This window comes from Kitasatospora sp. NPDC085895 (assembly GCF_040702125.1).
GTDB lineage: Bacteria > Actinomycetota > Actinomycetes > Streptomycetales > Streptomycetaceae > Kitasatospora > Kitasatospora arboriphila.
Genome location: NZ_JBFBJY010000069.1, coordinates 1 through 26,170, shown reverse-complemented (window position 1 = coordinate 26,170; position 26,170 = coordinate 1). Strand labels below are relative to the sequence as shown.

Genomic DNA, 26,170 nt, shown 5'->3' with positions numbered 1-26,170 from the left:
GGATGGGGCAGCTGCGCCCCGAGTGCGGAAGGCCGCGAACGGGAGGCCGCGGTTCGTGGGTCAGCGGGCGCCGAGGGTCACTCCGCCGCGGGCGGCGATCCGGTTGACCCGCGGGCCGGGCACCGCGCCGGCTATCCACTCGACGACCGCGCCGAACAGCGTCTGGTGCGCCACCCAGTTCGACGCTATCTCGCACACCTCCTCCAGCACGGCGCCAGCGGCTTCCCACTGCCGCATCTCGGTGCGGGTGAGCGCCACGTCCAGGTGAACCGGGCAGTAAGGATCGCAGCTGGTATCGAGCCCATGTACGCCGCCACTCGGCAATACTGGCAGTCTTCACCGTGTGACTGCTGCACAGCAGGTTCCCCCGCTTCACCAGCTGCTCCAGCCGTGACGCCTGACTGGCAAGGCCTGACCCCTCGCCCCCATGCGGACCTCGCCACGGCGTTCGACCGGACGCCGGGCGGAGTCGCTGCGCCGCACGGCGATCAGCGGGCCACCAGCACCAGGGGCAGCGCGACCAAGGCCGAAATGACCTGAGCAAAGATGATCTTCCGGCTGGCCGTGGCGGCACTGACCAGGAAGAAAACCTCCGCCTGGAAGGCCACCGGGTCGGAGGCGGCGGCTCCCCACAAAGGCCCGTGGCGAGGAAGCCATTGCGCAACCCCTGGTTGGCCGCGAGGGTCTTCGCAGCAACGGCGAAGTCCTCGTTGGTCCCGAACACGGCCCGGGCCTTCCGGCCGGCCCGCAGGAACATCTCCAGAGCCACGATGTAGACGTGCAGGGCGGCAACGAGCAGGACCGCGACGGTGGCGGTGATCGACATGGCTTACACGGTCGCGCCGTCACTCCATGACGATCACCGGGCCGGCAGAGCGAACTGCCATGGTTTCTGTGTGCGTTAACAGTCTGATGTCTTGACGGTACATCAACGTGTAGCCATAGTGATGGTCGGCGCATCACCACCAGGGTGTCCGACCCGTCTTGCGGGCACCACTTCCCCAGAAAAATTGTTAGCGTTAACAATTGAGGGGCGCCTTCTTCCTTCCCCACCCGCGAAGGAGTTCGTTCATGACCATGCGATCGTGGCCGAGCCACGCCCGGCGGGCGCTGACGGCGGCCGGAACGACGGCCGTGCTCATCGTCGGTCTTTTCACCGGAGCGGGTACCGCCCGGGCCGCCGCCGAGGGCCCGTGCGACATCTACGCGGCGGGCGGAACACCGTGCGTCGCGGCCCACAGCACCACCCGTGCGCTCTTCGCCTCCTACAGCGGCCCGCTGTACCAGGTGCAGCGGGCCTCCGACGGCATGTCGCAGAACATCGGGGCCCTGTCCGCCGGAGGGGTCGCCGACGCCGCCGCGCAGGACTCCTTCTGCGCGGGCACCGAGTGCAGCATCACCCGCCTCTACGACCAGACCGGCGGCGGCAACACCCTGGTCTACCAGGGCCCCGGCGGGACCGGCGGCGCCGACACGGCGGCCACCGCGACCACCGAAGCAGTCACCGTGAACGGTCAGAAGGCCTACGCGCTCTACATCAAGCCCGGCAACAGCTACTTCGCCTACAGCTCCGCCGGGGGCGTGCCCACCGGCAGCTCGCCCGAGGGCGAGTACATGGTCACCAGCGGCACCCACGTCAACAACGGCTGCTGCTTCGACTACGGCAACACGGAGATCGACCACAAGGCCGACGGCAACGGCGCCATGGACGCGATCAACTTCGGCACGGAATGCTGGTTCGGCGGTTGCAGCGGCACTGGGCCGTGGGTGCAGGCGGACCTGGAGAACGGCCTGTTCTCCGGCGGCAGCAGGACGTGGAACCCCAACCAGGTCTCCCAGACCAGTCGCTTCGTCACTGCGATGCTCAAGAACAATGGCACCACCCAGATGGCGCTCAAAGGCGCCAATGCCCAGTCCGGGAGCCTGACCCAGCTCTACAGCGGCTCGCTGCCCAGCGGATGGAACCCAATGCACAAGCAGGGCGCCGTTATCCTCGGCAGCGGCGGCGACTGCTGCCAGACCAACCGCAACGCGAGCGCGGGCACCTTCTACGAGGGCGCGATGGTCAAGGGCTACCCCTCCGACGCCACCGACGCCGCGGTCCAGGCCAACATCGCTGCGGCCGCCTACAGCACCACCACCACGACCCCCTTCGTCCCGGGAGCGAAGGTGTCGCTGCGGGCCACCACCTCGTGCTGCACCGGCGACTACCTGCATCACGACACGGGCGACGACAAGGTGGGGATCGCGCCGGTGACCCCCGGCAGTTCCGCCCTCGACAAGGGCAACGCCACCTGGATCGTCCGGGTCGGCCTGGCCGACAGCACCTGTGTCTCCTTCGAGTCGGCCAACACTCCCGGCAATTACCTCAGGCACTACGCCTTCCAGCTCCACCTCCAGCCCGTCGCCGGCACCGGCCAGTTCGCCGCGGACGCCACCTTCTGCGCCAAACCGGGAAACAGCGACACGGGCTACTCCCTGCAGTCCCTCAACTACCCGGCCAAGTACCTCCGCCACTACCGCCTCGTCGGCTACATCGCGAGCAACGGCGGCGCCAATACCTGGGACAGCCCGTCGTCATGGACCCAGGACTCCAGCTGGCTCGCCGTCTCCCCCTGGGGCTGACGAGCGGCCCGTGCCGGCCGACTGTCGAAGACGGCCCACGCCGGAAGGCACCGGAGGCGTCAGCGCAGCCCACGCCGTTTGCGCAGCCGGACACCGACAGGTTCGTGGACGCCCACCCCACCCCCACTCTGTGAAGGAGATCTTCATGGTCAAACTGTCGATCCGTAGGCTCGGGCGAGCTCTCCTCGCGACGAGCGCGAGCGCCGCACTCGCCGTCGGCATGCTCACGGCCACGGCCGCGACCTCGCAGGCGGCCACCCAGGGGCCGTGCGACATCTACGCCGCGGGCGGCACCGAGTGCGTCGCCGCGCACAGCACCACGCGCGCCCTATACGGGACGTACAACGGGCCGCTGTACCAGGTCAGGCGCGCCTCCGACAACGCGACCAAGGACATCGGCCTGCTGAACGCCGGCGGCGTCGCCGACGCCGCCGCGCAGGACTCTTTCTGCGCCGCGACCAGCTGCGTCATCACCGTCATCTACGACCAGTCCGGCAAGGGGAACCACCTCACCCAGGCGCTCAAGGGACACTGGCCCGGGCCTGCCGAGGGCGGGAACGACAACCTGGCCAACGCCTTCGAGGCGCCGGTCACCGTCGCCGGCCACAAGGCGTACGGCGTCTACGTCGCCCCCGGCACCGGCTACCGGAACAATCACACCAACGGCATCGCGACCGGCGACCAGTCCGAGGGCATGTACGCGATCTTCGACGGCACGCACTTCAACGGCGGCTGCTGCTTCGACTACGGCAACGCCGAGACGACCGGCAACGACGACGGCAACGGCACCATGGAGGCCCTCTACTTCGGCAACAGCAAGGGCTGGGGCTGGGGCAGCGGCAACGGCCCGTGGGTCATGGCCGACCTGGAGAACGGTCTGTTCTCCGGGGTCAACCGCGGCTTCAACGCCAATGACCCCAGCGTCAACAACCGCTTTCTGACCGCCATGCTCAAGGGCGGCCAGAACCAGTGGGCCATCCATGGCGGCGACGCCCAGGCGGGCGGCCTGTCCACCTTCTACAACGGCATACGTCCCACCGCCGGCGGCTACAACCCGATGAAGAAGCAGGGCGCGATCATCCTCGGTATCGGCGGCGACAACAGCAACACCGGCGGCGGCACCTTCTACGAGGGCGTCATGACCTCCGGCTACCCCTCGGACGCCACCGAGAACGCCGTCCAGGCCAACATCACCGCCGCCGGCTACAACAGCGGCTCGACCGGCACCGGCACGCTGACGCCCGGCTCCCGGATCTCCCTGCAGGCCACCACCGCGCCCTGCTGCACCTCGCACTACCTACGCCACGACGACGCCGACACCAAGGTCGTCATCTCCAGCCTCAAATCGGCCAGTTCGGCCACCGACAAGGCCGACGCCACCTGGATCGTCCGCACCGGCCTGGCCGACACCTCCTGCGTGTCCTTCGAGTCCGCCAACAGCCCCGGCCAGTTCCTGCGCCACTCCAACTACCAGCTCTACCTGAACACCGACACCGGCGGCAGCTCGTTCGCGAAGGACGCCACCTTCTGCCCCACCGCGGGCAACAGCGGGGCCGGCATGTCCTTCCAGTCCGCCAACTTCCCGACCAAGTACCTCCGCCACTACAACTACACCGCCTACATAGCGAGTAATGGCGGCTCCAACGCCTGGGACAGCAGCAACAGTTGGACCGCCGACACCAGCTGGCTGGTCACCCAGCCGCTGGGCTGACCGCACCGCCGTCCCAGCAAGCTCGCCGGTCCGACCGCAGGCCCACGCCCGTGACCGGGCCGGTGCAGGGAGCCAGCCGGGGCGTCGGCCGGCTCCCTGCACCGTCGAATCCGTCTCCCAGGGAGGAACCCTTCATGGTCCCCCCCCACGGTTCCACGGGCGGCGGCTGCGTCTCCTCGCAGCCGCCGCACTGATGCTCACCGCCTGCGTCACCGCATCCACCACCACGACCGCCGAGGCCGCGCCAGGCAGCCCTGCCCCCCCCCCGCTGGGCTGGAACAGCTGGAACAGCTTCGGGTGCGGTGTCGACGAGTCGAAGGTCCGCCAGGCCGCCGACGCGATGGTGTCCTCCGGCATGAAGGCCCCGGTGTCCTAGCTCAGACACCAGCCGCAAAGTAGCCACGAGTGAAGCTCAGGCCGCAGGTTGGCCAGGTGTCACTCACCCGAGGGTGTTGACGCGGTTCTCGTACTCGCGGCGGGCGCGGCGGTGAGCAAGCGAGCGCGGGGCGGCGGAGGCCGCCCCGCTTCCGCTTTTCCCGGCCCCGGTGTCCTAGCTGGAGCCGGGGCACCCGGGTCGACGACGGTGTGCTCAGGCAGGAGGTCGGCGACGGCGGTACGGATGGCGCCGCGGCTGACGTGGTGCTCGCGGGCCAGGGCCGCGATGGACTGGCCGCCCAGGTACGCGGCACGCACGGCGGCGGCCCTCGCCGCCGTGACGACCGGGCGGCGCCCGCCCTTGTTGCCCTTTGCCGCTGCGGCCCGCAGCCCGTCGTAGGTCAGCTCGCGCTGGAGGTCGCGATGGAGTTCGCCGGCGGCCGCGAGGGTCTGCACCATGAACTTCACGGTGGACAGCAGGTCTCCGGTGCGCGGGTGACGGGCGGTGAGGTCCATCGCGGAGAACGCCCCGTCGTGGATGCGCAGCTGGCCGCTACCCCGACCCAGGCCGCCCGCCCGTGGTCAGTACAGCTAGGGGACGTTCCAGGCGGAGATGATGGGTTGCCCTTCCTCGGTGGCGAGGAAGCTGAGCGTGCCCGGATGTGGGTGGCCGAGCAGTCGGCTCGCGGAGGCGTCGAGGCCGAGCCAGCGGACAGTGAGGATGCGCGCCAGGTGGCCGTGCGCGACGACGGCGACGTCGCCGTCGCTCAGCAACGGACGGATGCGGTCCAGCACCGCGTCCGTGCGCGCGGCTACCTGCGCGAGCTGCTCGCCTGGGTGGTCGGCGTCGCCTGGAATGACGCCGTCGCGCCACAGATCCCAGTCGGGCCTTGACTCGCGGATCTGTTCGGCGGTCAGGCCCTCGTAGCCGCCGTAGTCCCACTCCAACAGGTCGGGATCGGGCTTGGCGCTGGTCAGGCCGGCGAGCTCGGCCGTCCGCATGGCGCGGCTCAGTGGGCTGCTGAACACGGCGACCAGACGGCGGTGTGCCAGTCTCGGAGCGAGAGCACTGGCCGCGGCCTCGCCCGCTGTGGTCAGCGCGACATCGGTCCGTCCAGCATGCTGGCCCGACAGGCTCCACTCGGTCTGGCCGTGCCTGATCACTATTAGCTCACTCATAGCCGCGCACGCTATCTGATCTTGTGGCGCTCCGAGGGGGTTTCATCGTCTTCGCCAGGGGCTGACGCCGAGGAGCTAGGCGATCGAGGTGATCGAGTTCTCGGGGTTGGGGAGCATGTCCCGGGCGGCACGGATGATCTCGGGAGTGGCGCCGGCCAGGCGCGAAGTCGCGGTGGGCTTCCGTTACTGCCAGGTTGCGGTGTCTGGGTTGATGCCGTGTGCCCGCGCGCTGGCGTCGATGATGCTGCGGAACCAGGTGGCGAGGCCGGGGCGGATGGTGTCGTAGTGGGCGGCGTAGCCGCGGTCGGATGCGAACATGCGGCCCAGGCAGACCTGCATCTGCCGGGTGAGGGGGAAGTACGAGCCGAAGACCTCGCGGTGCCGGTCGACGAGGTCGTTCGCCTCCGCGCTGCCGGGTGCGACGCCGGCGTCCAGCGCGGCGCCGAGGTCGCGTTCGAGGCCGGCCATGGCGTCGGCGATCGTCTGCCACTCCTGCGGGTCGCGCGCGGCAGCACGCTCGGCGTACTGCCGCCATTGCGTGGTATCCCCGTAGTGCTTGCGGGCGAGGGCGGGACCTTCCGGGTCCCAGTCGGGGCCGAAGATCGCGGCCTGCTGCGCCGCGGTCAGCGGCAGGCCGCGCTCATGGGCGTCGATCATCCGCTCCAGCCCGGCGCTGAGCTGCTGGAGGCGCTCGATCCGGGCGGCGACCTGGTCGCGCTGCGCACGCAGGGCGCCGGGGATGTCCGCCCTGGCGTCGTCCAGGATGGTCCGGATACGGTCCAGGCCGAGGCCGAGTTCCCGGTAGACGACGATGCGGTGCAGGCGTTGCAGATCGCCGGCGGTGTAGAGCCGGTAGCCGGCACTCGTGCGCAGCGACGGCGGCGCCAGGCCGATCTCGTCCCAGTGGTGCAGCGCACGGACCGTCACCCCCAGCTGGGCCGAGACCTGCCCGACGGTCAGACCGTCGTCGCCGTCGTCGGCGGGGTCAGGCGTGTTCCACATCTGCACTATTGTCGCCGTTGCCGTCGTTGTTGCCGGGAGCGGCGTCCGGCGGCATGAGACCGACGGCCGCGAGGTTGCGCGCCTCGGCGCTGTCGGGATCGAGGGGCCTCTTCGCGGTGAAGACGATCCGCGCCTTCTCCGGGGTGATCACCTCCACGTCGCGGGTGTTCCAGGGCGTGTCCCGTGGGCCGGCCACCGACTCCGGGCGCACCGCGCGGCAGGTCTCGACCAGGGCGTCGATCTGGCCGAGCCCGCAGGCGAAGCTGACGCTCATGGCCGACGCCTGCTCGGGCACGCTCTCGGCCGGAACCATGAGTACGTCCTGGAAGGCCCAGCGGCGCAGGTGGACCACCCGGCCGGGGATGCTGAACAGTTCGATGAACCCCAGCCCGCGGGTCCAGAACGCCGTCGACTCCGCGAGGTCGGTCGTGGGGATGGTGACGAAGGAGGGCATGGCGTAGATGCCGCGGAACGGCTCCGGCGGGGTATCGTCCGGGCCGGGCACAGGGCTGATCTCGAAGGCGTTGTAGAAGTCGCTCATGCCCCGCACTCTCCAGCCTCACGCAACGTGAGGGTCAAATCAGGTGTGGTGCCCCTGCCGGGCGGTCTGCTTCTACGCGGGCCCCGCAGGACCTGGGCCCAAACTCCCAGCTCTGTCCCCAGGGGCAAAGTAGCCCGCCGGTTGGTTTCAGGACTTCGGGGCGGCGGTCTTCTTGGGCTGGCGGGGGACGGTCCTGGTCTTGTCGAGGTGCCCGTACACCGTCGACCGTGGCACGCCGAACATGTCGGCGATTTGCTTGACCGTCTTCTCCCGCTCGTCGTAGAGCCGTTGGGCGAGCGCGGCCTGGTCCTCGGTGAGCTTCGGCCGACGTCCGCCAACCCGGCCCCGGGCGCGAGCGGAGGCGAGCCCGTCGTTGGTGTTCGCCACGATCAGTTCGCGCTGGAGCTCGGCCAGCACGGACAGCATCCCGAACATCGCCCGTCCCTCCATTGTGGACGTGTCGATGCCCTGCTCGATCACGTGCAGCCCGATGCCGCGCTCGCGCAGATCAGCGCCGAGCGTCACCAGGTGGAGCACGGAGCGGGAGAGCCGGTCGAGCCGGGTGACCTTCAGCGTGTCGCCTCGCGCAACAACTGGAGCACGAGGTCGAGCTTCGGCCGGGATGCCTTCGCGCCGCTCGCGGTGTCGACGTGGATGTTGTCGCGGTCGACGCCGGCCCGCAGTAGGGCGTCGATCTGATGATCGGGGTTCTGGTCGGCGGTCGAGACCCGCGCGTAGCCGATGAGCATGTGTCGGAATCTATCGGGCGCACCGTTCGCCGACGTTGTTTTCCGACGCGAGTTTCCGACACTGCCCACCTGTGGGTTCGTGATCACGTCCCCAAGTGTCGGCAGACGATCGTTTGCCGACACTGAAGATCGGTCTGACACATGACCGGATCAGCCTGGGTGTGTTCGGCGGTTGCTCAACTGTTTGTGTGTCGAGCGGGTGCCGCCTGTGGTGTTGGTGCTTGCGCCGGGGGCGCGACGGTCGTGTCGTCTCCTTCCTGGTGGGCCGGGCGGCGGGGCAGCCGCGAGGCGGGCAGCAGGCCGAGAGCGGCGAGTGCGGCCAGGATCAGCAGAGTGGAGCTCATGGTTGAAGCAGCCGTGCCGGTTGCGCTGGCCGCGACGGCGATGCCGAAGGTCGGCCCGATGTTCATGGCGGTCTGCTTGAGCCCGCTGACGACCCCGGCGTACCCGGGCGGCGCGTCACCGACGACGGTCCCGGTGGCGGTGACCATCACGGTGGCGAACCCGGCACCGATGGCGGCAAAGGCCGCAGCCATGGCCATCCATGTGCTGGCGGGACCGAGCCGGGACAGCCCCGCGATGCCGACCACGACAAGGCCCGTGCCGGCGATCGCGGTGCGGCGCGCACCGTACCGGCGCAGTGCGGCGACCGCGGCGGGTGAGCCGAGGACCATGAGCACGGTCAGCGGGAGCACGCGCAGACCGCTGGCGAGTGGGTCGAGTCGAAGTACGTCCTGAAGGTAGAAGGTGGCCCTGAACAGCGCGCCGAACAGGCTGGCGGTGGTGACCAGCAGGATCGCCATCGACGCGGTCACCGGTACGGACCGCGCTACGGCTGGTGGAACGATCGGGTGCGTGGTGCGGCGTTCGTGCCAGGTGAGCACCGTTGCGACGCCTATGACGGCGAGGAATTCGAGCAGCGTCGGCGCGGCGGTCCACCCCCGCGCGGGTACGTCGGCCAAGGCGTGGACCAGGATTGCAAGCGCGACCGCCAGCAGGCCCGCGCTCGTGAGGTTGAGCCGTGGAGAGTTGGCACGCTCGGGTGCCGGCGTCCGTACGGCGAGGGCGAGAACGGCGATGACGAACGCGAGGGGCACGTTGACCCAGAAGACGGCGCGCCATCCCAGATGAGCCACGAGAACACCGCCCAGGAGCGGACCGGACCCTGCCGCCACCGCGATCGCACCGGTGCGAATGGCGATCGGCTTGCCGAGCCGGTCCGCGGGATACGCCAGCCGTAGCAGCGCGAGCGTCGCAGGTTGCAGGAACGCGGCGAACCCGCCCTGCACCGCGCGCAGAACGATCACCCAGCCGACAGCCGGCGCGAGCGCGATCCCGGCCGAGGCAGCCCCGAAACCGAGGACGCCGACGAACAGCAGGCGCGGGTGCCCGTACCGATCCCCGAGGCGCCCGGCGATCACGAGCAACGCCGCCACGGCGACCAGATAGCCGGTGCTCGTCCACTGGATCTGCGCCACGCTCGCGCCGAGATCACGCTGCATGCCGGGCTGCGCCATGAGCAGGATGGTTCCGTCCAGGGCGACGATCACCGCCCCGGCCACGCTGACCAGAAGTGCGATCTTCCGCTGTGCGGGTGCGGTCATGAGGTCACCGGACCGAGATGGGCGTCCAGAACTGCCGCGATGAGCCGGTCGCGTTGGTCGTCGCCGGCGTCAGCGCCCAGCGGTGGGGTTTCGAGGGCGAGTTGCAGGCTGCCCCAGGCCCACAACTGGGCGATGCCGTGCAGGTTCGACCACAGGGCGGCGGCGGTCACCGCAGGCGGCGGTCCGGCCTCGTTCGGCCCGTCGGCGCGTTGCGCGGCCTCCCTCTCCGATAGGCATCGGGCGACGAGTCCGGTGAAGTGCCCGAACAGCGGGAGGGTCGACTCGCGCAGCCTCGGCTGGTCCGATGCCTGCGCCGCGCCGTCGAGCAGGTCGTGCCGCCACATGAGTTCGAACATGCCGCGGCGTTCCAGTGCGTACCCGACGTACGCCCGCGCGAGGGCCTCCAGCTGGCCGCGCGGTGTGGTCGTGCCGGCTACCGCGGCCTCGAACATGGCTGCGAGGTCCTCGAAACCGCGACGGCCGATAGCCGCGAGCAGCGCGTGGTGCGTGGGGAAGTACCGACGCGGCGCCCCGTGCGACACCCCCGCTCGACGGGCTATCTCCCGCAGGCCCACGGACGCGGAGCCCTCGGTCAGCACAAGGTCGACCCCGACATCGATCAACCGCTCCCGAAGGGAGCTCTCATCAGTCATAGACAGTGTCTACCATGCATTCGTAGACACTGTCTACTTGTCTTGGTGAGTGATCATTCTGCTCAGCGCGTGGCGGCGTCCACCTCGGCTCGCTCGCCGTCACGCTGACCGGGAATGGTCACGCCCGACAGGTCGAGGCGCTTGTTCATGTCGAGGCGGAACGTGCCGTACGGGTTGATGTTCGACCAGAACAGCGCAGTCAGCCCACGCCGGTCCTCGCCGCTCAGCTTCTTCGCCCAGGCCGGCTCGGCGAGTACCCCCTGAAGCAGCAGGGTGTTGATATGCACGAGACTGCTCTGGAGCAGGTGCAGGGCGAGCATCGAGGTCTCGGCGTGTTCCTTGTCCGGGCCGGTCAGCGCGCCGTCCTTGCCGTAGTGCAGGACCGTGTTCGCGCTGTTCCAGTTCTCTACGACCTGGAGCCCGCCGTGGACCTCCCGGCGCAGGCCGGGGCTGGCCAGGTAGTCGCACGCGAAGATCGTCCGCACCGAGCGGCCCAGCTCTTCGAGGGCCTGGTAGGTCGGGTGCTTGGGGCCGCCGCGGGTGAAGCGCCGCAGCACCTGTTCTGCCTCGGCGGTGCCCAGGCGCAGGGCGGTGGCGTACTTGACCATCTGGTCGTACTGCTGGGCAATCAGGTCCCAGCGGATCGCCCGGGTCAGGGGGCCGCCGAGCGCCGGCCAGCCGGGCGGGTCGTCGTCGGGCCGGTACAGGCGGATGCTGCCGATGTTCTTCAGCCTCGGCAGCAGCCGGAAGTTGAGCAGTTCGGTGAAGGCGAACCCGACGACGCTCGCGCCGTGGGTGTCGACGTAGTTGGACTCGATCTCTGCGTCCGTGCAGTGCCGCAGCAGGCCCTCGATCATCGCCGCGACCTCGGACGACGAACAGCTCTTGAGCTGGGAGTAGATGCAGACGTTCTTCCGCTCCACATGCCAGTAGATCATCACGCCGTTGCCGCCGTAGCGGGCGTGGTACTCGGTCATGAAGTTCGAGGACCAGGACCCGAACTTCTTCGAGTCCGAGGCGCACGCCGTGCCCTGTCCCCACCATGCGGTGTCGCGGGCCGCGAAGGTGGCGTTCACCAGCTTCGTCACCGCGGCCCGCAGGTTGTCGACCGTGATGAAGTGCCGGCGGACGTGCCGCAGCGCGGCCTCGGTCTCGCCGTGCTCGCCGGTCGCCACGATGGCCCGGATGCCCATGTTGGTGCCCAGCGCGAACAGCGCGAGCAGCAGGCGCCGCTGGAGAACGGCGCGGTCGATGCGCTCGTACGCGGCGACCGAGGAGAACTCGTCGGTGAAGCCGGTGTCGAAGTCGGCGTTCTTCAGCACGTCCAGGAGGTCGAGGACGCCCCAGCGTCGTACGACCTCGTCCTTGAGTGCCTGGAGGCCGGTGGGCTCGTCCAGCTTCTCCAGCTTGGGCACGGTGATCCACGGCTCGCCGTGCCGGGTGGTGACCTTCACACCGCCCGCCGAGCCGTCCGCGAGCGCGGCCGACAGCCGGTCCAGGCCGTCGGTCATGCGCCGCTTCAGGTCCGTGATGAACGCCTGCGGGTCCATCGGCTGGCGGATCGCGGCGTAGTGCACGGTGCGGGTGGCCTCGAAGTCGCCGGGCAGGTCGTCCTCCGGGTTGCACCATCGCCGCCCGCCCTCGACGTAGATCTCGCGGCGGCGGATCTCGTCCCGCAGCGCGACCAGGACGCACAGCTCGTACGGAATGCGCTCGACCTTGCCCTTGTCGTCGACGATCGCCTCGCGCCAGTCCTTGCGTACGACGCCGTCCATCGGCACCTCGTCGGCGCCGTCGTAGAAGCGGGTCTTGCCGTCGACGTCGGTGTACTTGGCCAGCAGCTTCATCGCGTCCATCACCGGCCGGTAGGCGGTGTTGTTGCACTTGAAGCCCAGAGTGTTCAGCAGCGGCGGCAGCATCTGCCGGTAGTACGAGCTGTACGACGACCGGAGTGTGGTACGGACCTTGGCCTTGAAGACCTTCTCGTTCGCCTTCGCCTCGGCGACCAGGTCGCGAAGCGTCTTCTCTCCGACGACCGGGTACAGAGCCGTGCGCACGAGCTCATCCGGCTTGCCGATCGCGGCGTCGGCGAGCCTGAAGAGGATGCCCTCCTTGCCGCGGACCTTCTTCAGCTCCGCCGTCAGCTGCCTCTCCACCCGGCGCTCGGCACGGGCGTTGATCTTCTGCACCAGAGCGACGAGCAGTTCCACCAGGGCGTCGGTGATCTCCGCCTGCCGGGAGGAGCACAGCGCCGCGAGCAGCGTGATCCGTACGTCCTCGGCGGTGTCGCGGAAGTCCGAGGGATACATCTTGATTGCCCGTGCCCGCCAGGCGGCCAGCAGCTTCTCCGAGCAATCCGCGAACAGCCCGTCGGGCAGGCCGAGTTTGCGCACGTCGTTCAGCTTGGTGATCTCAGTCAGCAGGGAATCCAGCCCGACCGCGCCCGGGTCGCGCTTAAGCACGGCCAGCAGCGCGGTGCCGTCCTCGTTGTCCTCCGCGACCAGCGCCAGCAGCCTGGCCGTGCCCGCGTCGCCCAGGCGCCCAATGATCCGGGTGCAGAACACCTTCTCCCACCGGCCCCGCGCGGCGACCAGGAGCTTCTCGATCCGGGTCCGGCCCGGCGGCTCGATCTTCCTCTCCCGGCACTCGACCAGCAGGGCCTCACGCTGCCGGTCCTCCACCAGCTCGACCGGGCACACCTCCACGGCCAGCCACGCCGTCAGCTCCCTCTCGTCCTCCAGCGTCGATGGCCAGAACCCAAGCGCCTCCCGGACCTGCGCACGGTGGTACTCAGCCGTCCGGCTCGACAGGGAGTACTTCGCGAAGTCGGCGGCCGGCACCTTCACCAACCCGCCCACGTACTCCACCGCAGCCTGCGGAATCTCCTCCAGCAGATCCGGGAATCGGCCCTCAAGCTCGAAGAACTTCAGCAGCAGGCAGAAGCCAAGCCGCGTCACCCCGGTCTTGTTGGCCACCAACTTCCAGTCACCGTCTACCGGCGTCCAGCTCGCCAACAGCTCTTCCGGCGACCATTCTTGGTGCACGCCCCGCCTCTCCCCTTGCCGATGTTAAATCGCTCGATCGGCCCAACGAGGTGCCCGGGGGTCGAGAAACGGGCTGTCTGACGGCGTGAAAGCTACTCGCCGGTTACCTTGCGGCTGGTGTCTGGGCTAGGACTCCGGGGCCATGAAGGACGCCGGCTACCGGTACGTCATCGTCGACGACTGCTGGTTCGACCCGCAGCGCGACGGCGCGGGCAACCTCCGGGCCAACCCGACCAAGTTCCCCGGCGGCATGAAAGCACTTGGGGACTACATCCACAACAAGGGCCTGAAGTTCGGCCTCTACGAGGCACCCAACGAGCGCACCTGCGCCCAGGCCGTGGGTTCCTACTCCGGCTCCACCGGCAGCAAGGGCCACGAAGCCCAGGACGCCACCACCTTCGCTTCGTAGGGCGTGGACTACCTCAAGTACGACTGGTGCTAGTCCAACGGCACGCTGGACCAGCAGGTCGCGCAGTTCACCCTCATGCGCGACGCCCTCCGCGCCACCGGCCGCCCCATCGTCTACAGCTTGACTTCCTCCCCGCGCTAGAGCACGGGGATTGCGGCCGCGTGTGCCGCGCGGGGGTTTGGCCCCGGGCGTGTGCGCGTTGCCGGTGGTTGGCGCTTCACAGACCGGGCAACCCCGAGGTCTCCACGCCCTGACACCGCATGTCCTGCGGCGTTGAGGATGTTCTTCGCAGCGTTCACGTCGGCATGGTCCTGATGTCCGCAGGCGGCGCACGCGAAGACCGCTTGGCTCTCGCGGTTCCTCGGGTCCACGCGCCCGCAGGCATTACAGGTCTGCGACGTGTACGCGGGGTCGACCAGCACGACCATTGTGCCGGTCGTGCGCGCCGCGTTGCGGAGCGCGAGTTCGAGCGTGTGCCATCCCTTGTCCAGGATCGCCCGGTTCAGCCCGGCCTTGGCCCGGACGTTGTGGCCGGGCCGCTCGACGGTGCCGGCCGCACTCGCGGTCATGTGGCTGGTGCGGAGGTCCTCCAGCGCGACGACCGCGTGCCGGGTGGCCAGCGTGTGGGCGGTCTGCGCGCAGAAATCCGCCCGCCGGTCGCGGACACGGCCGGTCACAGCGTTGATCTTCGCCACGACCGCACTGCGCCGGTTGCTGCCGCGCCGGCACCGGGCGAGCTGCTGCTGCAGCCGGCGCAACCGCCTCGCCTCGCCCGGCGTGGCGTAGGTGCGGTCGTGGAAGTCGCCCGCGCTGGTGGTCACGGCCACGCCCCGGTCCACGCCCACGGCCGTGTCCGGCAGGGCGTGCTGCCCGGGGCTGCTCGTGCCGTCTTCCACCAGGAAGGAGATGAACCAGTGCCGTCCCTGCCGGGTGACGGTCGCGGAACGGACCTCGCCCCCGAGCGGGCGGGACCAGCGAAACCGGACCCATCCGAGCTTCGGCAGCTTCGCCCGGCCCCACTTGCGTCCCAGGCACTCCACGGTGATCAGGTTCCCGGCCGGGAAGCGGAAGCCGGGGGACCACCGGGCCTTGGAACGCCACCGTACCCTGAACGTGCCGTGCTCCCGGCACGCCCGGTCCAAATCCCGCAGAGTCTGCTGCAATACATGCGACGGCGCATCCGCCAGCCACGGAAAATCCCGCTTCGCCGCGGCCAGCTCGGCGGCCTGCGGCACGTAGTTCATCCACGCCCCGCGCCGCCGGTACTCCCGCCGCTGCTCCAGGGCCGTGTTCCACACCGACCGGCAGATGTCGCCGAACGTTTCGCACAACCCGGCCTGCACGGGGTCGAGTTCAAGTCGATACCTGCGGCCGGACAGCACTGCGGAACACCCCCTTCGGCCGTTGTCGAGCAACATAGGCCGGCTCACTGACAACGCAGTGGCCTGCGCCGCTGCGCGGCTCCGGACCGGGGATCGCCCTGCCCCCGGCCCGGAGGCCGGGGTGTGCGGCGAAGAGCTACCGGATCACCCGCATCGGCACCGGCTCTACCTTCTGGGCACCCTCGTACTTCGCGGGGTCCTGCGGCGGCGCACCACTGAGCATCGTCAAGGAGTATATCGAGAACCAGAAGCGGCCCACCTGACCGTCACGCCCACCGGCGCAGCGCCCTACGGCGCTCCGCGCCTCCGGGCCAAGGATCGCATTCCCGCCCGGCCTGAAGGCCGGGATTCCCTGCGAAGATCAAGGGACGGGCGCGACCCTAGACCATCGGACGGCGCCCCGACAGGGGCGGCGGCAGAGGCACGGCCCGAGGTCGACGGGCGGCGTGCCGGCCCGCCCAACAGACCCTGCGCTTCCTGGCACCGGCTGCCCACGCGACAGCAAGCAGCGCGATGCCCAGTCCGACCATCGACATCCTGCCGTCCACGGCCAGACCCCGGGCGCGGGCACCCGATCAGAGGAAGCGCCAGAGGTGGTCGGACGTGCCGTTGTCGTCCCACAGGACGACCTGGGCGCCCTGGGCGGCGGACGCACCGGAGACGCCGAGGACGCGGCCGCTCGTGGCGGACTGGATGCGGAAGGTATCGCCGCCGCCGTGGCGCAGCCGCCAGCGGTGGTCCGCGGCCCCGTTGTCGGTCCACTGGACGATCCTGGCGCCGTTGGTCGTGCCGCCGCCCTCCACGGCGAGGGCCTTGCCGCTGTGGGAGTTCTTGAGCCGCAGGTAGCCTCCGGAATCGACCACGGCCGTCCACAGGTGGTCCGCGGTGCCGTTGTCGCCCCACTGGATCACCTGGGCGCCGTCGGCGGTCGACATGGTCTGCACGCCGAGCAGCAGCCCGCTGCCGACGTTCTGGATGCGCCTGGTGCCGGTCGGGACGAACCACCACCGGCTGGTGGCCGAGCCGGTGTCCAGGACCTGAACGGCGAACGCGCCCTGGGCGGTGGAGGCGCTGGCGATGCCCAGCAGCTTGCCGCTGTTGGCGTTGCGCAGGCCGTGCGAGCCGTCGGCCGTCTCGACGACCGTCCACCGGTGGTCGGCGGTGCCGTTGTCCGACCACTGGAGCACGGAGGCGTTGTCGTCGGTGGACATGTTCTGCACGCCCAGGACCTTGCCGCTGTTGGCGTTGCGCAGGCGCAGCGCGTTGCCGTCGACGACCAGGGCCCAGTCGTGGTCGGCGGTGCCGCTGTCGCCCCGTTGGAGGGCGGGCCCGCCGTCCGCGGTGGACATGTTCTGCACGCCGAGCACGAGCCCGCTGCCCGCGTTGAGCAGGCGGAATCCGCTGCTCCTGGTGTTCCAGTAGACGGAGTAGTTGAAGCCCTGCGCGTCGTGGAACGGGCCGAGGGCGACGGATGAGCCGTTGGCGGTCGCGGTGAAGGCGAGGCCCGTGGTGCCGGTGCGGGTGACCGATGTCGGGTCGAGGGCCGGGAGTGCGGACAGCGTGGTGCTGCCGTAGTTGCCGCACAGCACGACTGGGCCGTAGGTCACCGCGGCGACGTCCGGGTTGTCGTTGGCGGCCTGGAGGGTGACCCGCATGGGGAGCTTGACGGTCACCGTGTCGCCGGAGGCCCAGGCACGGGTGACGGTGGCGTAGCTGCCCGGTGTGGTGGCGATGTTCTGCACCGTGCCGTTGACGCTCACGGTGGCGCCGGCCGTCCAGGCCGGGATCCGGATGCGCATCGACCAGGTGTCGCCCGCGCTGCCGACGACCTTGAGCGTGGTGGTGTCTTCCGCGGGGTAGACGGTGGTCTGGGTGATCGTGAGGCCGCGCTCGGCCCAGGTGAGGACCGTGGGCGTGAACAGGTTCACGATCAGCGTGGTGCCGTCGTGGAAGTAGACGGAGTCCGCCAGTTTGGTGTTGGACTCCATGCCGGTGCCCTGGCAGCACCAGAATGAGTCGTAGTCGGTGCTCCAGGTGCCGCCGCCCCAGGCCGGGCCGACACCGCGGCGGCCGCCGGACTTGAGCGGGGTGAAGTAGGTGACGTGCCCGTGCGGATCGGCGGGGTTCTGCGCGCCGACGACGTGGTTGAGCAGGGTGCGCTCGTAGAAGTCGAAGTAGCCGGCCTGGCTCGGGTCCAACTGCCACAGCTCGCGGGTGAGTTTGAGCATGTTGTACGAGTTGCAGAGTTCGCAGTTGTCGTTGGTCAGCTGGGTGGCGATCGCGTTGGGTGCGCGGAAGTGCTCGGCCTGGCTGTTGCCGCCTATGGCGTAGCTGTGTGCGGTGGTGCAGATGTTCCAGGCCTGGGAGGCGATGTCGCGGTAGCGCGCAGTCCCGGAGGCGCGGTATTCGCGGACAGCTCCGATCCACTTCGGCACCTGGGTGTTGGCGTGCAGGCCGTTCAGCTGGTCCTGTCCGGCGGCCAGCGGGTCGAACACGGCTGCGTGGTCGAAGCGTTGGGCAGACGTCAGCCAGCGCGCGTCCCCGGTCTGCAGGTGGAGGTCGGCCAGGACCTCGTTCATGCCGCCGAACTCGGTGCCCATGAGCGCCTGCATCTGGCTCCGGGTGAGCCGGCCGGTGCGCAGGTCGACCCAGCCGGCCATGCCCAGCAGGACGTCCCGGGCCTGGGTGCTGCCTAGCAGGCGCCACACGTCGAGCAGACCGGCCATGGTCTTGTGGACGCAGTAGTAGGGGACGTTGCCGTTCTTGAGCGAGCCGGACTCGAGCTGGGCGAAGTCGTTCTCGGGGAAGCCCGACAGGTAGCCGGCGGAGAATCCCGCTGCGGCGTTGTTGGCCTGGCACTTGGCCAGCTCAGCCACCATGTACGCGGCCTTGTCCCGGCAGACGGTGTCGCCGGCACCCGCGTACGCCTGGGCCCATGCGCTGAGGAAGTGTCCCTGCACGTGGGTGCGGAACGGGAACGACGGGGCGTCCCAGCCTCCGGTTGCGGCAGCGGCATTGGTGGACAGTCGGTGGTTCGCGCGGAAGTTGTACAGTAGGCGGTCGACGTCGACGAAGCGCAGGTACGTGAGGGTCCGGTCCTGGTTGTCGCGCAAGCGGCCGGGCGTAAGCCGGACCTGGCCGAGGTCGAAAGGCCGTGTCGAGAACTCGGCGGTTACGGCTGCCTCCGCAGCCACCGGGGCGCGGCTGAGACCTATGGCAGGGGCGAGGGACAGCACGCCAGTCGCCTTGAGCAGGGTGCGGCGGTTCAGGGGAACAGGCGGCATCGCGGGGACTGATCCTTCCGGGTGGGGAGGAGACCGCTGCGTAGCACGGCGCAGAGTGTTAGCGCTAACAATTTACTTCGAACGAAAGCGTTCTGATACGGCGGAGGCGCACGTGGAGATGGGCGTCGAAGGACCGCGAACCGCGGAGAACGCCAGGTCCCGCCTTTCGACGGGTGCCACGTTTATACCCCTGCCATCCGCACCCCGTCCAGAGGTGCAACAGAACGGCGTGGCCTCGAAACATTTCGCTCCCATCGCCTCCGTCGACCCAGGCTGCAGCTCCATGGCCAATCAACTGCTCCCGTGCGCACGACCATTGGACGCGTCGGGCGTCGCGGTGCGGGCTGTGGACGGTGGCGGTGGCGACGCCCATCATCCCTGCGGTGTCGCGGGTGCTGCAGCCGACGACGTAGGTGAGCACGATGGCGTCGAACTGCCGCTCGGGCAGGGTGGCGATGGTGCTGAACAGGCCGATGTGCTGTTCCATGAGCTCAAGGCGTCGCGGGCGTCGAGGTGGTCGTCGAGGATCTCCTTGAACACGGTCCAGATGTAGGCGTCAACACTGGGCTGTTTCAGGGCGAGGTCCCAGCAGGTCGCCAGCTCGTAGAGGAGCTCGTCGACAACCCGTACGGCGTGCTTGCGGCTGCCGAGGTGCAACTCGGCGTAGCGGATGAACTGCTCGCAGCGCGCGGCCAGCAGGGCGAGCAGCTCGCCGGGCAACCGGTCGGGCAGCGGGCAGTCGCTCGGCTGCGGGCCGGTGGTGGACCGGGGCAGGTAGAACAGCTGCTCGGGGAGGTGATCGGCCGGATCACCGATGTGGTCAAACACAGGCGCCGCCCGCGGCCGAGATGGTGCTGCCGCTCATGGATGGTGGTCCCTCCCGGCCCGCCGATTGCAGCCGGGTGGCCGCGCTCGGGTGCGGTGGGCCCGATCCACCTCTCAGCCAACCCGGCAAAGACCCGGATTCTGCAGGCCCGTCAGATAGTGATCGCTATGAGCGGCTTCGTTCCGGTCTTGACCGCCCTTGGGGCCGACGTGCCCAGGAGGACCGTGGGGCTGCTCCGAGCCGCGGTGCCCGCCGCGGCATGCGGGCCCCAAGGTTTCCTGCTGGTCAGTGGTCGGTGATGGGCTGGCCGGTGAGGGCTTGCGCGATCTGCCAGTGCTGCCCGCCGTTCGCACCCTTCACCAACACCCGGCCGCCCGGTCGGAGGATGGATTGCAGGTAGGCGGTGGCGGTGGGGTTGTCCGCGCAGATCGCGACCTCGGGCAGGCTGGCGGCGCCGGCGGCGAGGGCGGGCTGTTTGGCGAGGTCTCCGCCGATGGCGAGGAGGACGTCGATGCCGTGCTCGGCGGCGTCCCGGCCGACGGCGCGGTGGCCCTCGACGGCGTCGTCGCCGAGCTCTCGCATCTCGCCGAGGACGGCGATCAGCCGGCTTTCGCTCGTCTCGGCCTTGATGTGCAGGGCGATGCCGCGGTGGGAGGCGAACTGGTCGAAGACGTCCTCGGGCAGTTCGGCGGTCACGGCCTCGGGGGTGTGGCCGGAGGGGTTGCGGAAGGCCACGGTGCCATTGGGGTGGCCGGTGACGAGGACCAGGTGTCCGCCCCGGCCGGGCGCGGGGCGGTCGGGGCGGCGGATCTCCTTGTGGACCGAGGTGATCACCAGGTGGCCGGCGTCCAGTTCGGCGCGCAGCCGCTCCGGGGTCAGGTCGGTGATCACCTCGGTGGGCAGCCGGTGTGCCTCGGCGGCGTACTCGGCGAACTGGCGGTAGAACAGGCCGCCGACGGTGCCGTCCTCGCGCTCCTGGTAGGCGCCGAACTTCAGCGCGCCCTGCAGCAGCTCCCACAGTGTCGGGGCGTGGCCGTCGCGGGCGTGCAGCGCCATGTGCAGGCACGCCATGCCGCACCACCGGCCGGCCCAGTGCGCATACGCCGCGCGGTCCGGCGCCCCGGAGTCGGCCCAGTTCGGGTCGTCGGCCTTGGGGCGGCCCTCGTAGGCGAAGGCCGCGATCAGGTCCGGGGTGGCGTACTGCGTGACGGTCGGGATCGGGTGACGCTGCGGCGACTCAGGCATGGGCGGCCTCTCTGCGGTGCGGCGACTTGGTCATCAGCCGGTGGAACGAACCTATGCCGACGGACCCGCCGGAGATGACCACGCCGACCGGTCCGGGCGGCAGGTCGAGCTGTTCGGTGGCGGCGAGGGCGACCGCGCCGGAGGGTTCGGCGACCACCTTGAGGTGCTGGAACGCGGCCGCCATGGCGCGAATGATCTGATGGACCGTCACCGTAATGACGTCGTCGAGCATCAGCCGGTTGACTTCCCACGGCAGTGTGGCCGGGCAGGTGTGGCGCAGGCCATCGGCGATGGTGTCCGGGATAGCGGCCAGTTCGGTGAGCGCACCGGCCCCAGCCCACTCCCCCGCCATGGCTGGCCGCACAGGAATGGGCGTCCTCGCGTCAGCCACGGTCCTGGTGTGCTAGGAGCGTGGGTCAGTAACGAAGACTGGCTGTGTCGCCGTGAGACGTAGGTAGCAGTAGCGTCCGGCCCAGGGGCTGGTATTCACTTGATCGGAGTCTGCGTCTCGTCGGCCAGACCGAGGTGGTCCTTGAGCGCACGCTTGCCGGCGTCGGTGAGAGCGACTGCGCGGCTTGTGCCGATCCGGGTGATCCAGCCGGCGTCGAAGGTGTGACGACATAGGGCGGCGCCGACCGCGCCGGCCAGGTGGGGGCGGCGCTCGGTCCAGTCCAGGCACGAGCGAACCGGCGGACGCCGTGTGGCGGGCGGCAGCGCGATGCCGAGTTCAGCGAGCCAGGCGGTCCCGTCACTGGTGAGAGTCGGTCCCTGCTCCCAGTCCAGCAGCCCCCGATCGGTCATCGCCTCGGTGATCGCGACCCCGAGAGCGCCGGCGAGATGGTCGTAGCACGTGCGTGCGCGGGCCAGCGCCCGGCTGCGGTTGGCAGCGGGCAGTGAGCGGGGCGGATCGGCGCGTCGGGGTGCCATCGAGGCAAGCTTCTCGATCAGTTCGGCCGTGTCGGGGTCGGCCAGGCGAACGTAGCGATGGCGGCCCTGGCGCTCCTGCGTGAGCAGTCCTCCGCTGACCAGGAGGTTCAGGTGCCCGGTCGCCGTCGAGGCGGCCACTCCGGCATGGCGCGCCAACTCGATCGCGGTCCATGCCCGGCCGTCCAGAAGGGCCAGGCAGAAGTTGGCCCGGGTGCCGTCGGCCAGCAGTGCGGCCAGGGCGGCCAGCTCGGGGCCCTCGACGGGAGCGTCATGGCTGTTCATCGCTGTCCATTGTCCACCTGCGATCCTTCGGCGGCCGCCGAAGCGTCCGCGCTCTACGGTCGGCCCCATGAACACCGCGACGCCCAGCAGCGTGCCCATCGACCTGTCCTGCGAACACGTGACCGTCACGCCGAGCATCCTGTACTTCGGAACGCCGGTCGTGCTGCTCTCCACCGAGAACGAGAACGGCTCCTTCAACCTTGCGCCGATGTCCTCGGCCTGGGCACTGGGCCACGTGATCGTTCTCGGTCTGGGCGCCGAGGGACAGACCGCGCACAATCTCCGCAGCCGCCATGATCTGGTGGTCAACCTCCCCGCGCCCGCGCAGTGGCCGGCGGTGGAACGATTGGCGCCGCTGACCGGGCGCACCCCGGTGCCCGTGGACAAGCGTGGTTCCTTCCGTTTCGAGCCGGACAAGTTCGCCGCCGCTGGTTTGCGACCTCAGCCCTCCGAGCTGGTTCGGCCGCCCCGCGTCGCCGAATGCCCGATGCAGTTGGAAGCCCGCGTTGCCCGGGTCCAACCCGATGCCGCCGGAGAGTTCCTCATCGTCGAAGCCCAGGTGCTCAAGGTGCACGCCGATCCCCGGATCGTCGTTACCGGTTCCCAGCACATCGACCCATCCGCATGGAGCCCGCTGATCTACAACTTTCGCCACTACTACGGACTCGGCCCCGAACTCGGCCACAGTTTCCGCTCCCAGACAGCCTGACGAAGCCAGTGGTCCACCGCGAAGAGCCATGGGACAAGCGAGGAGATTGAGCACGGGCCATCATCGGCGTCCCGCGCTCGGTTCGGGGCCATTCATACGGAATAATGCCGGTATGCGTGGTGGGGATGGGCTGTTCGAGGTCAGGCCGGTCGAGAAGCAGCAGTTGCGGGGTGGTCCGGCGGCGGTGAACAAGCGGTTCCGGGCGTTCGACCCGTATCAGGTCCTGCTGCTGCCGCCGTCGCTGGACGACTGGCTGCCCGAGGGACACCAGGCCCGGTTCGTCGCCGACCTGGTCGACCACGTGCTGGACCTGGGGTCGGTCCGGGCCGACTACACCGAGAAACGCGGCCACCCGCCCTACGACCCGCGCCTGATGGTGCGCCTGCTCATTTACGGCTACACCACCGGCGTCCGATCCTCACGAGCGATCGAGCGCAAGTGCGCCGATGACATCGCGTTCCGGTTCCTGGCCGCCAGCCAGGAACCGGACTTCCGCTCGATTTCCCGCTTCCGCCGCCGCCACCTGGACGCGCTCGCCGACCTGTTCACCCAGTCCCTGCACCTCGCGCAGAAGCTGGGCATGGTCAAGATGGGACGCGTCGCGCTGGACGGCACGGAACTGGAAGCGAACGCCTCCAAGCACAAGGCTATGAGCTACGGCCGGCTCATCGACAAGGAGGGACGCGTCGAGGCCGAGATCGCCCAACTCGAGGCGATGGCCGCCGCCCTGCTGGCCGACGCCGAAGCGAACGACACCATCGAGGACCAGGTGTTCGGCGTCGACGGCAAGGACATGGACTTGCCCGCCGAGCTGGACCGCCGCGAGAAGCGCCTGGCCAAGATGCAGGCCGCCCGCGCCCAGATCGAGGCCGAAGCCGCCGAGAAGGCCCGCGCGCACGCCGAGGAGAAGGAACGCCGCAGGCAGGAGGGGGCCCATTGCCAGCGACGAGCGAGCCGTCGCCGACGCGGGCGACAAGGCCGCCGCGAAGGCCCGGCCCAAGCCGAAGGCGCAGGCCAACTTCACCGACTCCGACTCGCGGATCATGAAGAACGGCGACGGGGCCTATATCCAGGCCTACAAGGCCCAGGCCGTCGTGGACGAGGAACATCAGGTCATCACCGCAGCCGACGTGACGACCAACGCCTCGGATGCGCTGAACTGCACCGCGATGCTCGACCAGTGCGCGCAGAACACCGGCGTCCGCCCCAAGCAGGCCCTGGTCGACGCCGGGTACTGCTCCGAGTCGAAGCCGCAAGAGACCGCCAACTTGCCTGCGGGACCAACACGTTCATGGCAACCGGTCGACTCTCCCACGACGAGCAGGTCCCGCCCGCACCACGCGGACGCATCCCTGCGGGCGCCACCCTGAAGGAACGGATGGCCCGCAAACTGCGGACCAAACCCGGCAAGGCCGCCTACCGCCGCCGCAAGGCCATCGTCGAACCCGTCTTCGGCCAGATCATGACCTGTCAGAACGGCCGCCAACTCCTGCTCCGCAGTGAAGACGGTGCCCGCGGAGAGTGGCGGCTGCTGGCCGCCTGCCACAACCTCCGCAAGATCTTCCGGCACACCGGAACCGTCCGTCTCACCGCGGCAATCGGCTGACCGCCCCAGCCACCGCCCCTCAGGCCGCTTCCCGGGCCGAGAGAGCCCGGCCACCCGCCGCAACAGACACATGCCGGGAGACCACGACCGATCCCACCGACCGCGACCGCCCGAGCACCTGCCCGTTACTGACCCACGCTCCTAGGCACAACCCACGTGCCATAGCAGCGGATTGGTCATCTCGTGGCAGCAGAGATCCACGGCATCTTTAAGCAGAAGCCGAGATCAGCAGCCCCCTTTCCCTCAATCTGCAAGCTGCTGACCAACCGGCTGACACCACCCCACCCACTCACATGCGTTGCGCAGCCACGACGCGAAGGTGGTCGAGGCCTTGGCGGTGCCGCAGAAGTCCGGCAAGCGCACGAAGGGGCGTAGCGCAGAGGCCGCTGTCCTGCCTGGTGAGGATGGGTCAGGTGAGGGTGGGTCGGGTGCGTTCGTGTTGCCGGTTAGGTTCCAGAGCCGGGTGGACGAGAACGTGCTGGCACTGTTCATCGCGTCCCGGGTTCTGAAGGGGGAATCAGTACTGGCGGGACAGGGCCGATGCGAGATCACCGGGACTTTGAATCAGCCCTGGAACGCACCCATGCCTGGCAGAACGCCTTCCATCGGCTCGCCCGCTGCCACGAGCGCTGCACCGGTGTCATCGACGCCTTCTTCGACCTCGCCGACACGATCATCACCGTCCGTAGTCTGATCCGTAGGGCGTGGACCACGCACCGCTGGGACACACGACCTCGCAGACGGACCTGCCACCTATCCGCGCGAGTTCTTACAAGATCACTTGGTCGCCAGGCGGCCGAACTACTGACCCGCGCCCGAACGAGACGCCATCCCGGCCCGGCCGACCTTCTCCTTGGAGGCCAGCGGGAACGCCCTCCAACGCCGCTTCCACGTCCGCCCCGGGCAGTGGCGCACGGGTGAGGGGACGGCGCAGCACTTGGCCTCCACCACTGCGGTGGAGGCCAAGTGCGCTGGGGGTGGGCAGCGATGCCACCTGCTGCCTACCCAGGTGGTCGGTCAGGTGATGCCGGCCAGACCGCTGTGCTCGGCTTCACGTTGCCGAGCAGGCCGCCTGCTGCCTTGCTCATGGGTCGTCCGACGTCCCGGTGCGGAGCGTGTCAGTCCGTACAGGCGGACACGAGCACACCCGGGGTGCCCGGGAGAATGGTCTCGGTGACGGGCCCGAGGGGGATGCTGACCGGGCCGCTGGTGGTCGTACCGGAGACGGTCCCGCTGACGGTGACGGTCACGGGCTGAAGGCTGGTCACCTGGACCGCGACTCCCTGGCCGCCGTTCGGGCAGGCGGCCGGGGTGAGGACGACGGCGGGGAGCGGGCCGCTCGTCACGGTCGCGGTGGTGGCGAGCTTCACGCTGGTGAGCGCCGGAGTCGAGACGCACGACGCGTCGACGCACGCCGAGACGGAGACTTGCGGGACGGGCACCGGTCCGACCGTCAGGCTCACGGAGTGGGAGCCTGCTGCGGCCGGGGCGGGCCACGCAGCGAGCGGGAGGACGCCGAGGGCGAGGCTTGCCGCCGCCTTGACGGCCCGGTTGCCCCATCGGGAGAGAATCATTTTCGTGTCCCTTTCTCTTGTCTGACTATCAGTCGGATCTGGCGCCATCGGCGCCGAGGTCAAGGGGTGCGACGTTCCGGATCGGGTCCATGGGAATGGCGTCGGCGGGTCGAGGGCCAGGTGAGCAGTTGTTCGGCCGTGAAGGTCCGCCGCGTGGGTGGCCGGAGGGCCGCCGAGGCAACCACGCCGGAGTTCGCCGATCGGCGAACGCTGAAGGGATGGAAATGCGTCGATGCCGAAGGACGCCGCCGGAAATAGGGATGGCGTGCTCTGTCGAGGCGCTGTCGAGCAATACCGGAATACTGATCTCCGAGGCTTGCAACCAGGCACCTCATGTGAAAGATATCCTCACGGCCTGCTACGGAGAAGGGGGCGCGCAAATCGCGATGGAGTGAACCTGGCGCGCTGTGGGCGCAGATCGGACCGTCTGCAACGCCATGACC

20 protein-coding genes and 7 pseudogenes are annotated in these 26,170 nt (G+C 69.4%); 9 read left to right on the top strand and 18 right to left on the bottom strand.

Annotated elements, in window-relative coordinates; all coding sequences use genetic code 11:
* Positions 1-60 precede the first annotated feature (60 nt).
* Positions 61-258, bottom strand: coding sequence for a hypothetical protein (locus tag AB0442_RS31740; protein WP_366167063.1), 198 nt, complete (start codon positions 256-258; stop codon positions 61-63).
* Positions 259-488: 230 nt separating this feature from the next.
* Positions 489-826: pseudogene (locus tag AB0442_RS31735) on the bottom strand (DUF1304 domain-containing protein).
* A gap of 245 nt (positions 827-1,071) precedes the next feature.
* Here AB0442_RS31735 and AB0442_RS31730 point away from each other — a divergent pair.
* From AB0442_RS31730 to AB0442_RS31720, 3 genes and pseudogenes are all read left to right on the top strand, one after another.
* Entirely contained in the window at positions 1,072-2,625 is a 1,554-nt protein-coding gene (locus tag AB0442_RS31730) for an alpha-L-arabinofuranosidase B (protein ID WP_366167062.1), read from the top strand.
* A gap of 145 nt (positions 2,626-2,770) precedes the next feature.
* Positions 2,771-4,336, top strand: coding sequence for an alpha-L-arabinofuranosidase B (locus tag AB0442_RS31725; RefSeq protein WP_366167061.1), 1,566 nt, complete (start codon positions 2,771-2,773; stop codon positions 4,334-4,336).
* Between the two features lie 193 nt (positions 4,337-4,529).
* A pseudogene (locus tag AB0442_RS31720) lies at positions 4,530-4,697 on the top strand (alpha-galactosidase); the annotation flags it as partial.
* 74 nt (positions 4,698-4,771) lie between these two features.
* On the opposite strand, the gene AB0442_RS31715 reads toward AB0442_RS31720, so the two are convergent.
* From AB0442_RS31715 to AB0442_RS31675, 9 genes and pseudogenes are all read right to left on the bottom strand, one after another.
* Positions 4,772-5,227, bottom strand: coding sequence for a hypothetical protein (locus tag AB0442_RS31715; protein ID WP_366167060.1), 456 nt, complete (start codon positions 5,225-5,227; stop codon positions 4,772-4,774).
* Positions 5,228-5,302: 75 nt separating this feature from the next.
* Positions 5,303-5,890, bottom strand: coding sequence for a histidine phosphatase family protein (locus AB0442_RS31710; protein ID WP_366167059.1), 588 nt, complete (start codon positions 5,888-5,890; stop codon positions 5,303-5,305).
* Positions 5,891-6,073: 183 nt separating this feature from the next.
* Positions 6,074-6,892, bottom strand: a complete 819-nt coding sequence (locus tag AB0442_RS31705; protein WP_366167058.1) for a MerR family transcriptional regulator — start codon at positions 6,890-6,892, stop codon at positions 6,074-6,076.
* Complete coding sequence (locus AB0442_RS31700; RefSeq protein ID WP_366167057.1) at positions 6,876-7,433, bottom strand: VOC family protein; 558 nt, start codon at positions 7,431-7,433, stop codon at positions 6,876-6,878. The genes AB0442_RS31705 and AB0442_RS31700 overlap by 17 nt, the downstream gene beginning before the upstream one ends.
* Before the next feature lie 147 nt (positions 7,434-7,580).
* The gene (locus tag AB0442_RS31695; protein ID WP_366167082.1) at positions 7,581-7,859 is read right to left on the bottom strand and encodes a helix-turn-helix domain-containing protein; all 279 of its coding nucleotides are present in this window, start codon (positions 7,857-7,859) and stop codon (positions 7,581-7,583) included.
* Positions 7,833-8,182 (bottom strand): annotated as a pseudogene (locus AB0442_RS31690) (recombinase family protein); the annotation flags it as partial. The gene AB0442_RS31695 and the pseudogene AB0442_RS31690, both read right to left, overlap by 27 nt.
* A 176-nt stretch (positions 8,183-8,358) precedes the next feature.
* On the bottom strand, positions 8,359-9,786 hold the full coding sequence (locus AB0442_RS31685; protein ID WP_366167056.1) for an MFS transporter: 1,428 nt from the start codon (positions 9,784-9,786) through the stop codon (positions 8,359-8,361).
* On the bottom strand, positions 9,783-10,439 hold the full coding sequence (locus tag AB0442_RS31680; protein ID WP_366167055.1) for a TetR/AcrR family transcriptional regulator: 657 nt from the start codon (positions 10,437-10,439) through the stop codon (positions 9,783-9,785). Before AB0442_RS31680 ends, AB0442_RS31685 begins: the two co-directional genes overlap by 4 nt.
* Positions 10,440-10,501: 62 nt before the next feature.
* Entirely contained in the window at positions 10,502-13,483 is a 2,982-nt protein-coding gene (locus AB0442_RS31675; protein ID WP_366167054.1) for a Tn3 family transposase, read from the bottom strand.
* 142 nt (positions 13,484-13,625) lie between these two features.
* On the opposite strand from AB0442_RS31675, the pseudogene AB0442_RS31670 reads away from it, so the two are divergent.
* Positions 13,626-14,015: pseudogene (locus AB0442_RS31670) on the top strand (glycoside hydrolase family 27 protein); the annotation flags it as partial.
* Between the two features lie 14 nt (positions 14,016-14,029).
* On the opposite strand, the gene AB0442_RS31665 reads toward AB0442_RS31670, so the two are convergent.
* On the bottom strand, positions 14,030-15,310 hold the full coding sequence (locus AB0442_RS31665) for a transposase (protein WP_366167053.1): 1,281 nt from the start codon (positions 15,308-15,310) through the stop codon (positions 14,030-14,032).
* A 131-nt stretch (positions 15,311-15,441) separates the two neighbouring features.
* Between AB0442_RS31665 and AB0442_RS31660 the strand changes: the two are divergent.
* Positions 15,442-15,537 (top strand): annotated as a pseudogene (locus AB0442_RS31660) (transposase); the annotation flags it as partial.
* A 312-nt stretch (positions 15,538-15,849) separates the two neighbouring features.
* Here the strand turns inward: AB0442_RS31660 and AB0442_RS31655 are convergent.
* Entirely contained in the window at positions 15,850-18,558 is a 2,709-nt protein-coding gene (locus AB0442_RS31655; RefSeq protein ID WP_366167052.1) for a beta-L-arabinofuranosidase domain-containing protein, read from the bottom strand.
* A gap of 64 nt (positions 18,559-18,622) precedes the next feature.
* Positions 18,623-19,045 (bottom strand): sigma factor-like helix-turn-helix DNA-binding protein, encoded by a 423-nt coding sequence (locus AB0442_RS31650; RefSeq protein WP_366167051.1) that lies wholly within the window; start codon positions 19,043-19,045, stop codon positions 18,623-18,625.
* A 26-nt stretch (positions 19,046-19,071) separates the two neighbouring features.
* On the opposite strand from AB0442_RS31650, the gene AB0442_RS31645 reads away from it, so the two are divergent.
* Positions 19,072-19,683 (top strand): hypothetical protein, encoded by a 612-nt coding sequence (locus tag AB0442_RS31645; protein ID WP_366167050.1) that lies wholly within the window; start codon positions 19,072-19,074, stop codon positions 19,681-19,683.
* Here the strand turns inward: AB0442_RS31645 and AB0442_RS31640 are convergent.
* The 3 genes from AB0442_RS31640 to AB0442_RS31630 form a co-directional block, all read right to left on the bottom strand.
* Positions 19,670-20,629, bottom strand: coding sequence for a C39 family peptidase (locus AB0442_RS31640; RefSeq protein ID WP_366167049.1), 960 nt, complete (start codon positions 20,627-20,629; stop codon positions 19,670-19,672). The two genes, AB0442_RS31645 and AB0442_RS31640, sit on opposite strands and share 14 nt — an antisense overlap.
* Complete coding sequence (locus tag AB0442_RS31635; RefSeq protein WP_366167048.1) at positions 20,622-21,020, bottom strand: pyridoxal-phosphate dependent enzyme; 399 nt, start codon at positions 21,018-21,020, stop codon at positions 20,622-20,624. The genes AB0442_RS31640 and AB0442_RS31635 overlap by 8 nt, the downstream gene beginning before the upstream one ends.
* A 95-nt stretch (positions 21,021-21,115) precedes the next feature.
* Positions 21,116-21,838 carry a helix-turn-helix domain-containing protein gene (locus AB0442_RS31630; protein ID WP_366167081.1) on the bottom strand — a complete coding sequence of 241 codons (723 nt, stop codon included), beginning with the start codon at positions 21,836-21,838 and terminating at the stop codon, positions 21,116-21,118.
* Between the two features lie 67 nt (positions 21,839-21,905).
* On the opposite strand from AB0442_RS31630, the gene AB0442_RS31625 reads away from it, so the two are divergent.
* From AB0442_RS31625 to AB0442_RS31615, 3 genes and pseudogenes are all read left to right on the top strand, one after another.
* Positions 21,906-22,547 (top strand): flavin reductase family protein, encoded by a 642-nt coding sequence (locus AB0442_RS31625; protein WP_366167047.1) that lies wholly within the window; start codon positions 21,906-21,908, stop codon positions 22,545-22,547.
* Between the two features lie 130 nt (positions 22,548-22,677).
* Positions 22,678-24,153 (top strand): annotated as a pseudogene (locus AB0442_RS31620) (IS1182 family transposase).
* A 570-nt stretch (positions 24,154-24,723) separates the two neighbouring features.
* A pseudogene (locus tag AB0442_RS31615) lies at positions 24,724-24,897 on the top strand (IS5/IS1182 family transposase); the annotation flags it as partial.
* A gap of 374 nt (positions 24,898-25,271) precedes the next feature.
* On the opposite strand, the gene AB0442_RS31610 reads toward AB0442_RS31615, so the two are convergent.
* Positions 25,272-25,727, bottom strand: coding sequence for a hypothetical protein (locus AB0442_RS31610; protein ID WP_360645330.1), 456 nt, complete (start codon positions 25,725-25,727; stop codon positions 25,272-25,274).
* Between the last annotated feature and the right edge of the window lie 443 nt (positions 25,728-26,170).

What these genes read in the sequence shown, in the direction of transcription:
- AB0442_RS31640 (WP_366167049.1), bottom strand. Translation starts at nt 20,629, where the DNA reads ATGCCTGAGTCGCCGCAGCGTCACCCGATCCCGACCGTCACGCAGTAC.
- AB0442_RS31710 (WP_366167059.1), bottom strand. Translation starts at nt 5,890, where the DNA reads ATGAGTGAGCTAATAGTGATCAGGCACGGCCAGACCGAGTGGAGCCTG.
- AB0442_RS31680 (WP_366167055.1), bottom strand. Translation starts at nt 10,439, where the DNA reads ATGACTGATGAGAGCTCCCTTCGGGAGCGGTTGATCGATGTCGGGGTC.
- AB0442_RS31655 (WP_366167052.1), bottom strand. Translation starts at nt 18,558, where the DNA reads ATGCCGCCTGTTCCCCTGAACCGCCGCACCCTGCTCAAGGCGACTGGC.
- AB0442_RS31650 (WP_366167051.1), bottom strand. Translation starts at nt 19,045, where the DNA reads ATGGAACAGCACATCGGCCTGTTCAGCACCATCGCCACCCTGCCCGAG.
- AB0442_RS31665 (WP_366167053.1), bottom strand. Translation starts at nt 15,310, where the DNA reads ATGTTGCTCGACAACGGCCGAAGGGGGTGTTCCGCAGTGCTGTCCGGC.
- AB0442_RS31695 (WP_366167082.1), bottom strand. Translation starts at nt 7,859, where the DNA reads ATGCTGTCCGTGCTGGCCGAGCTCCAGCGCGAACTGATCGTGGCGAAC.
- AB0442_RS31700 (WP_366167057.1), bottom strand. Translation starts at nt 7,433, where the DNA reads ATGAGCGACTTCTACAACGCCTTCGAGATCAGCCCTGTGCCCGGCCCG.
- AB0442_RS31685 (WP_366167056.1), bottom strand. Translation starts at nt 9,786, where the DNA reads ATGACCGCACCCGCACAGCGGAAGATCGCACTTCTGGTCAGCGTGGCC.
- AB0442_RS31725 (WP_366167061.1), top strand. Translation starts at nt 2,771, where the DNA reads ATGGTCAAACTGTCGATCCGTAGGCTCGGGCGAGCTCTCCTCGCGACG.
- AB0442_RS31630 (WP_366167081.1), bottom strand. Translation starts at nt 21,838, where the DNA reads ATGAACAGCCATGACGCTCCCGTCGAGGGCCCCGAGCTGGCCGCCCTG.
- AB0442_RS31730 (WP_366167062.1), top strand. Translation starts at nt 1,072, where the DNA reads ATGACCATGCGATCGTGGCCGAGCCACGCCCGGCGGGCGCTGACGGCG.
- AB0442_RS31625 (WP_366167047.1), top strand. Translation starts at nt 21,906, where the DNA reads ATGAACACCGCGACGCCCAGCAGCGTGCCCATCGACCTGTCCTGCGAA.
- AB0442_RS31610 (WP_360645330.1), bottom strand. Translation starts at nt 25,727, where the DNA reads ATGATTCTCTCCCGATGGGGCAACCGGGCCGTCAAGGCGGCGGCAAGC.
- AB0442_RS31715 (WP_366167060.1), bottom strand. Translation starts at nt 5,227, where the DNA reads ATGGACCTCACCGCCCGTCACCCGCGCACCGGAGACCTGCTGTCCACC.
- AB0442_RS31705 (WP_366167058.1), bottom strand. Translation starts at nt 6,892, where the DNA reads ATGTGGAACACGCCTGACCCCGCCGACGACGGCGACGACGGTCTGACC.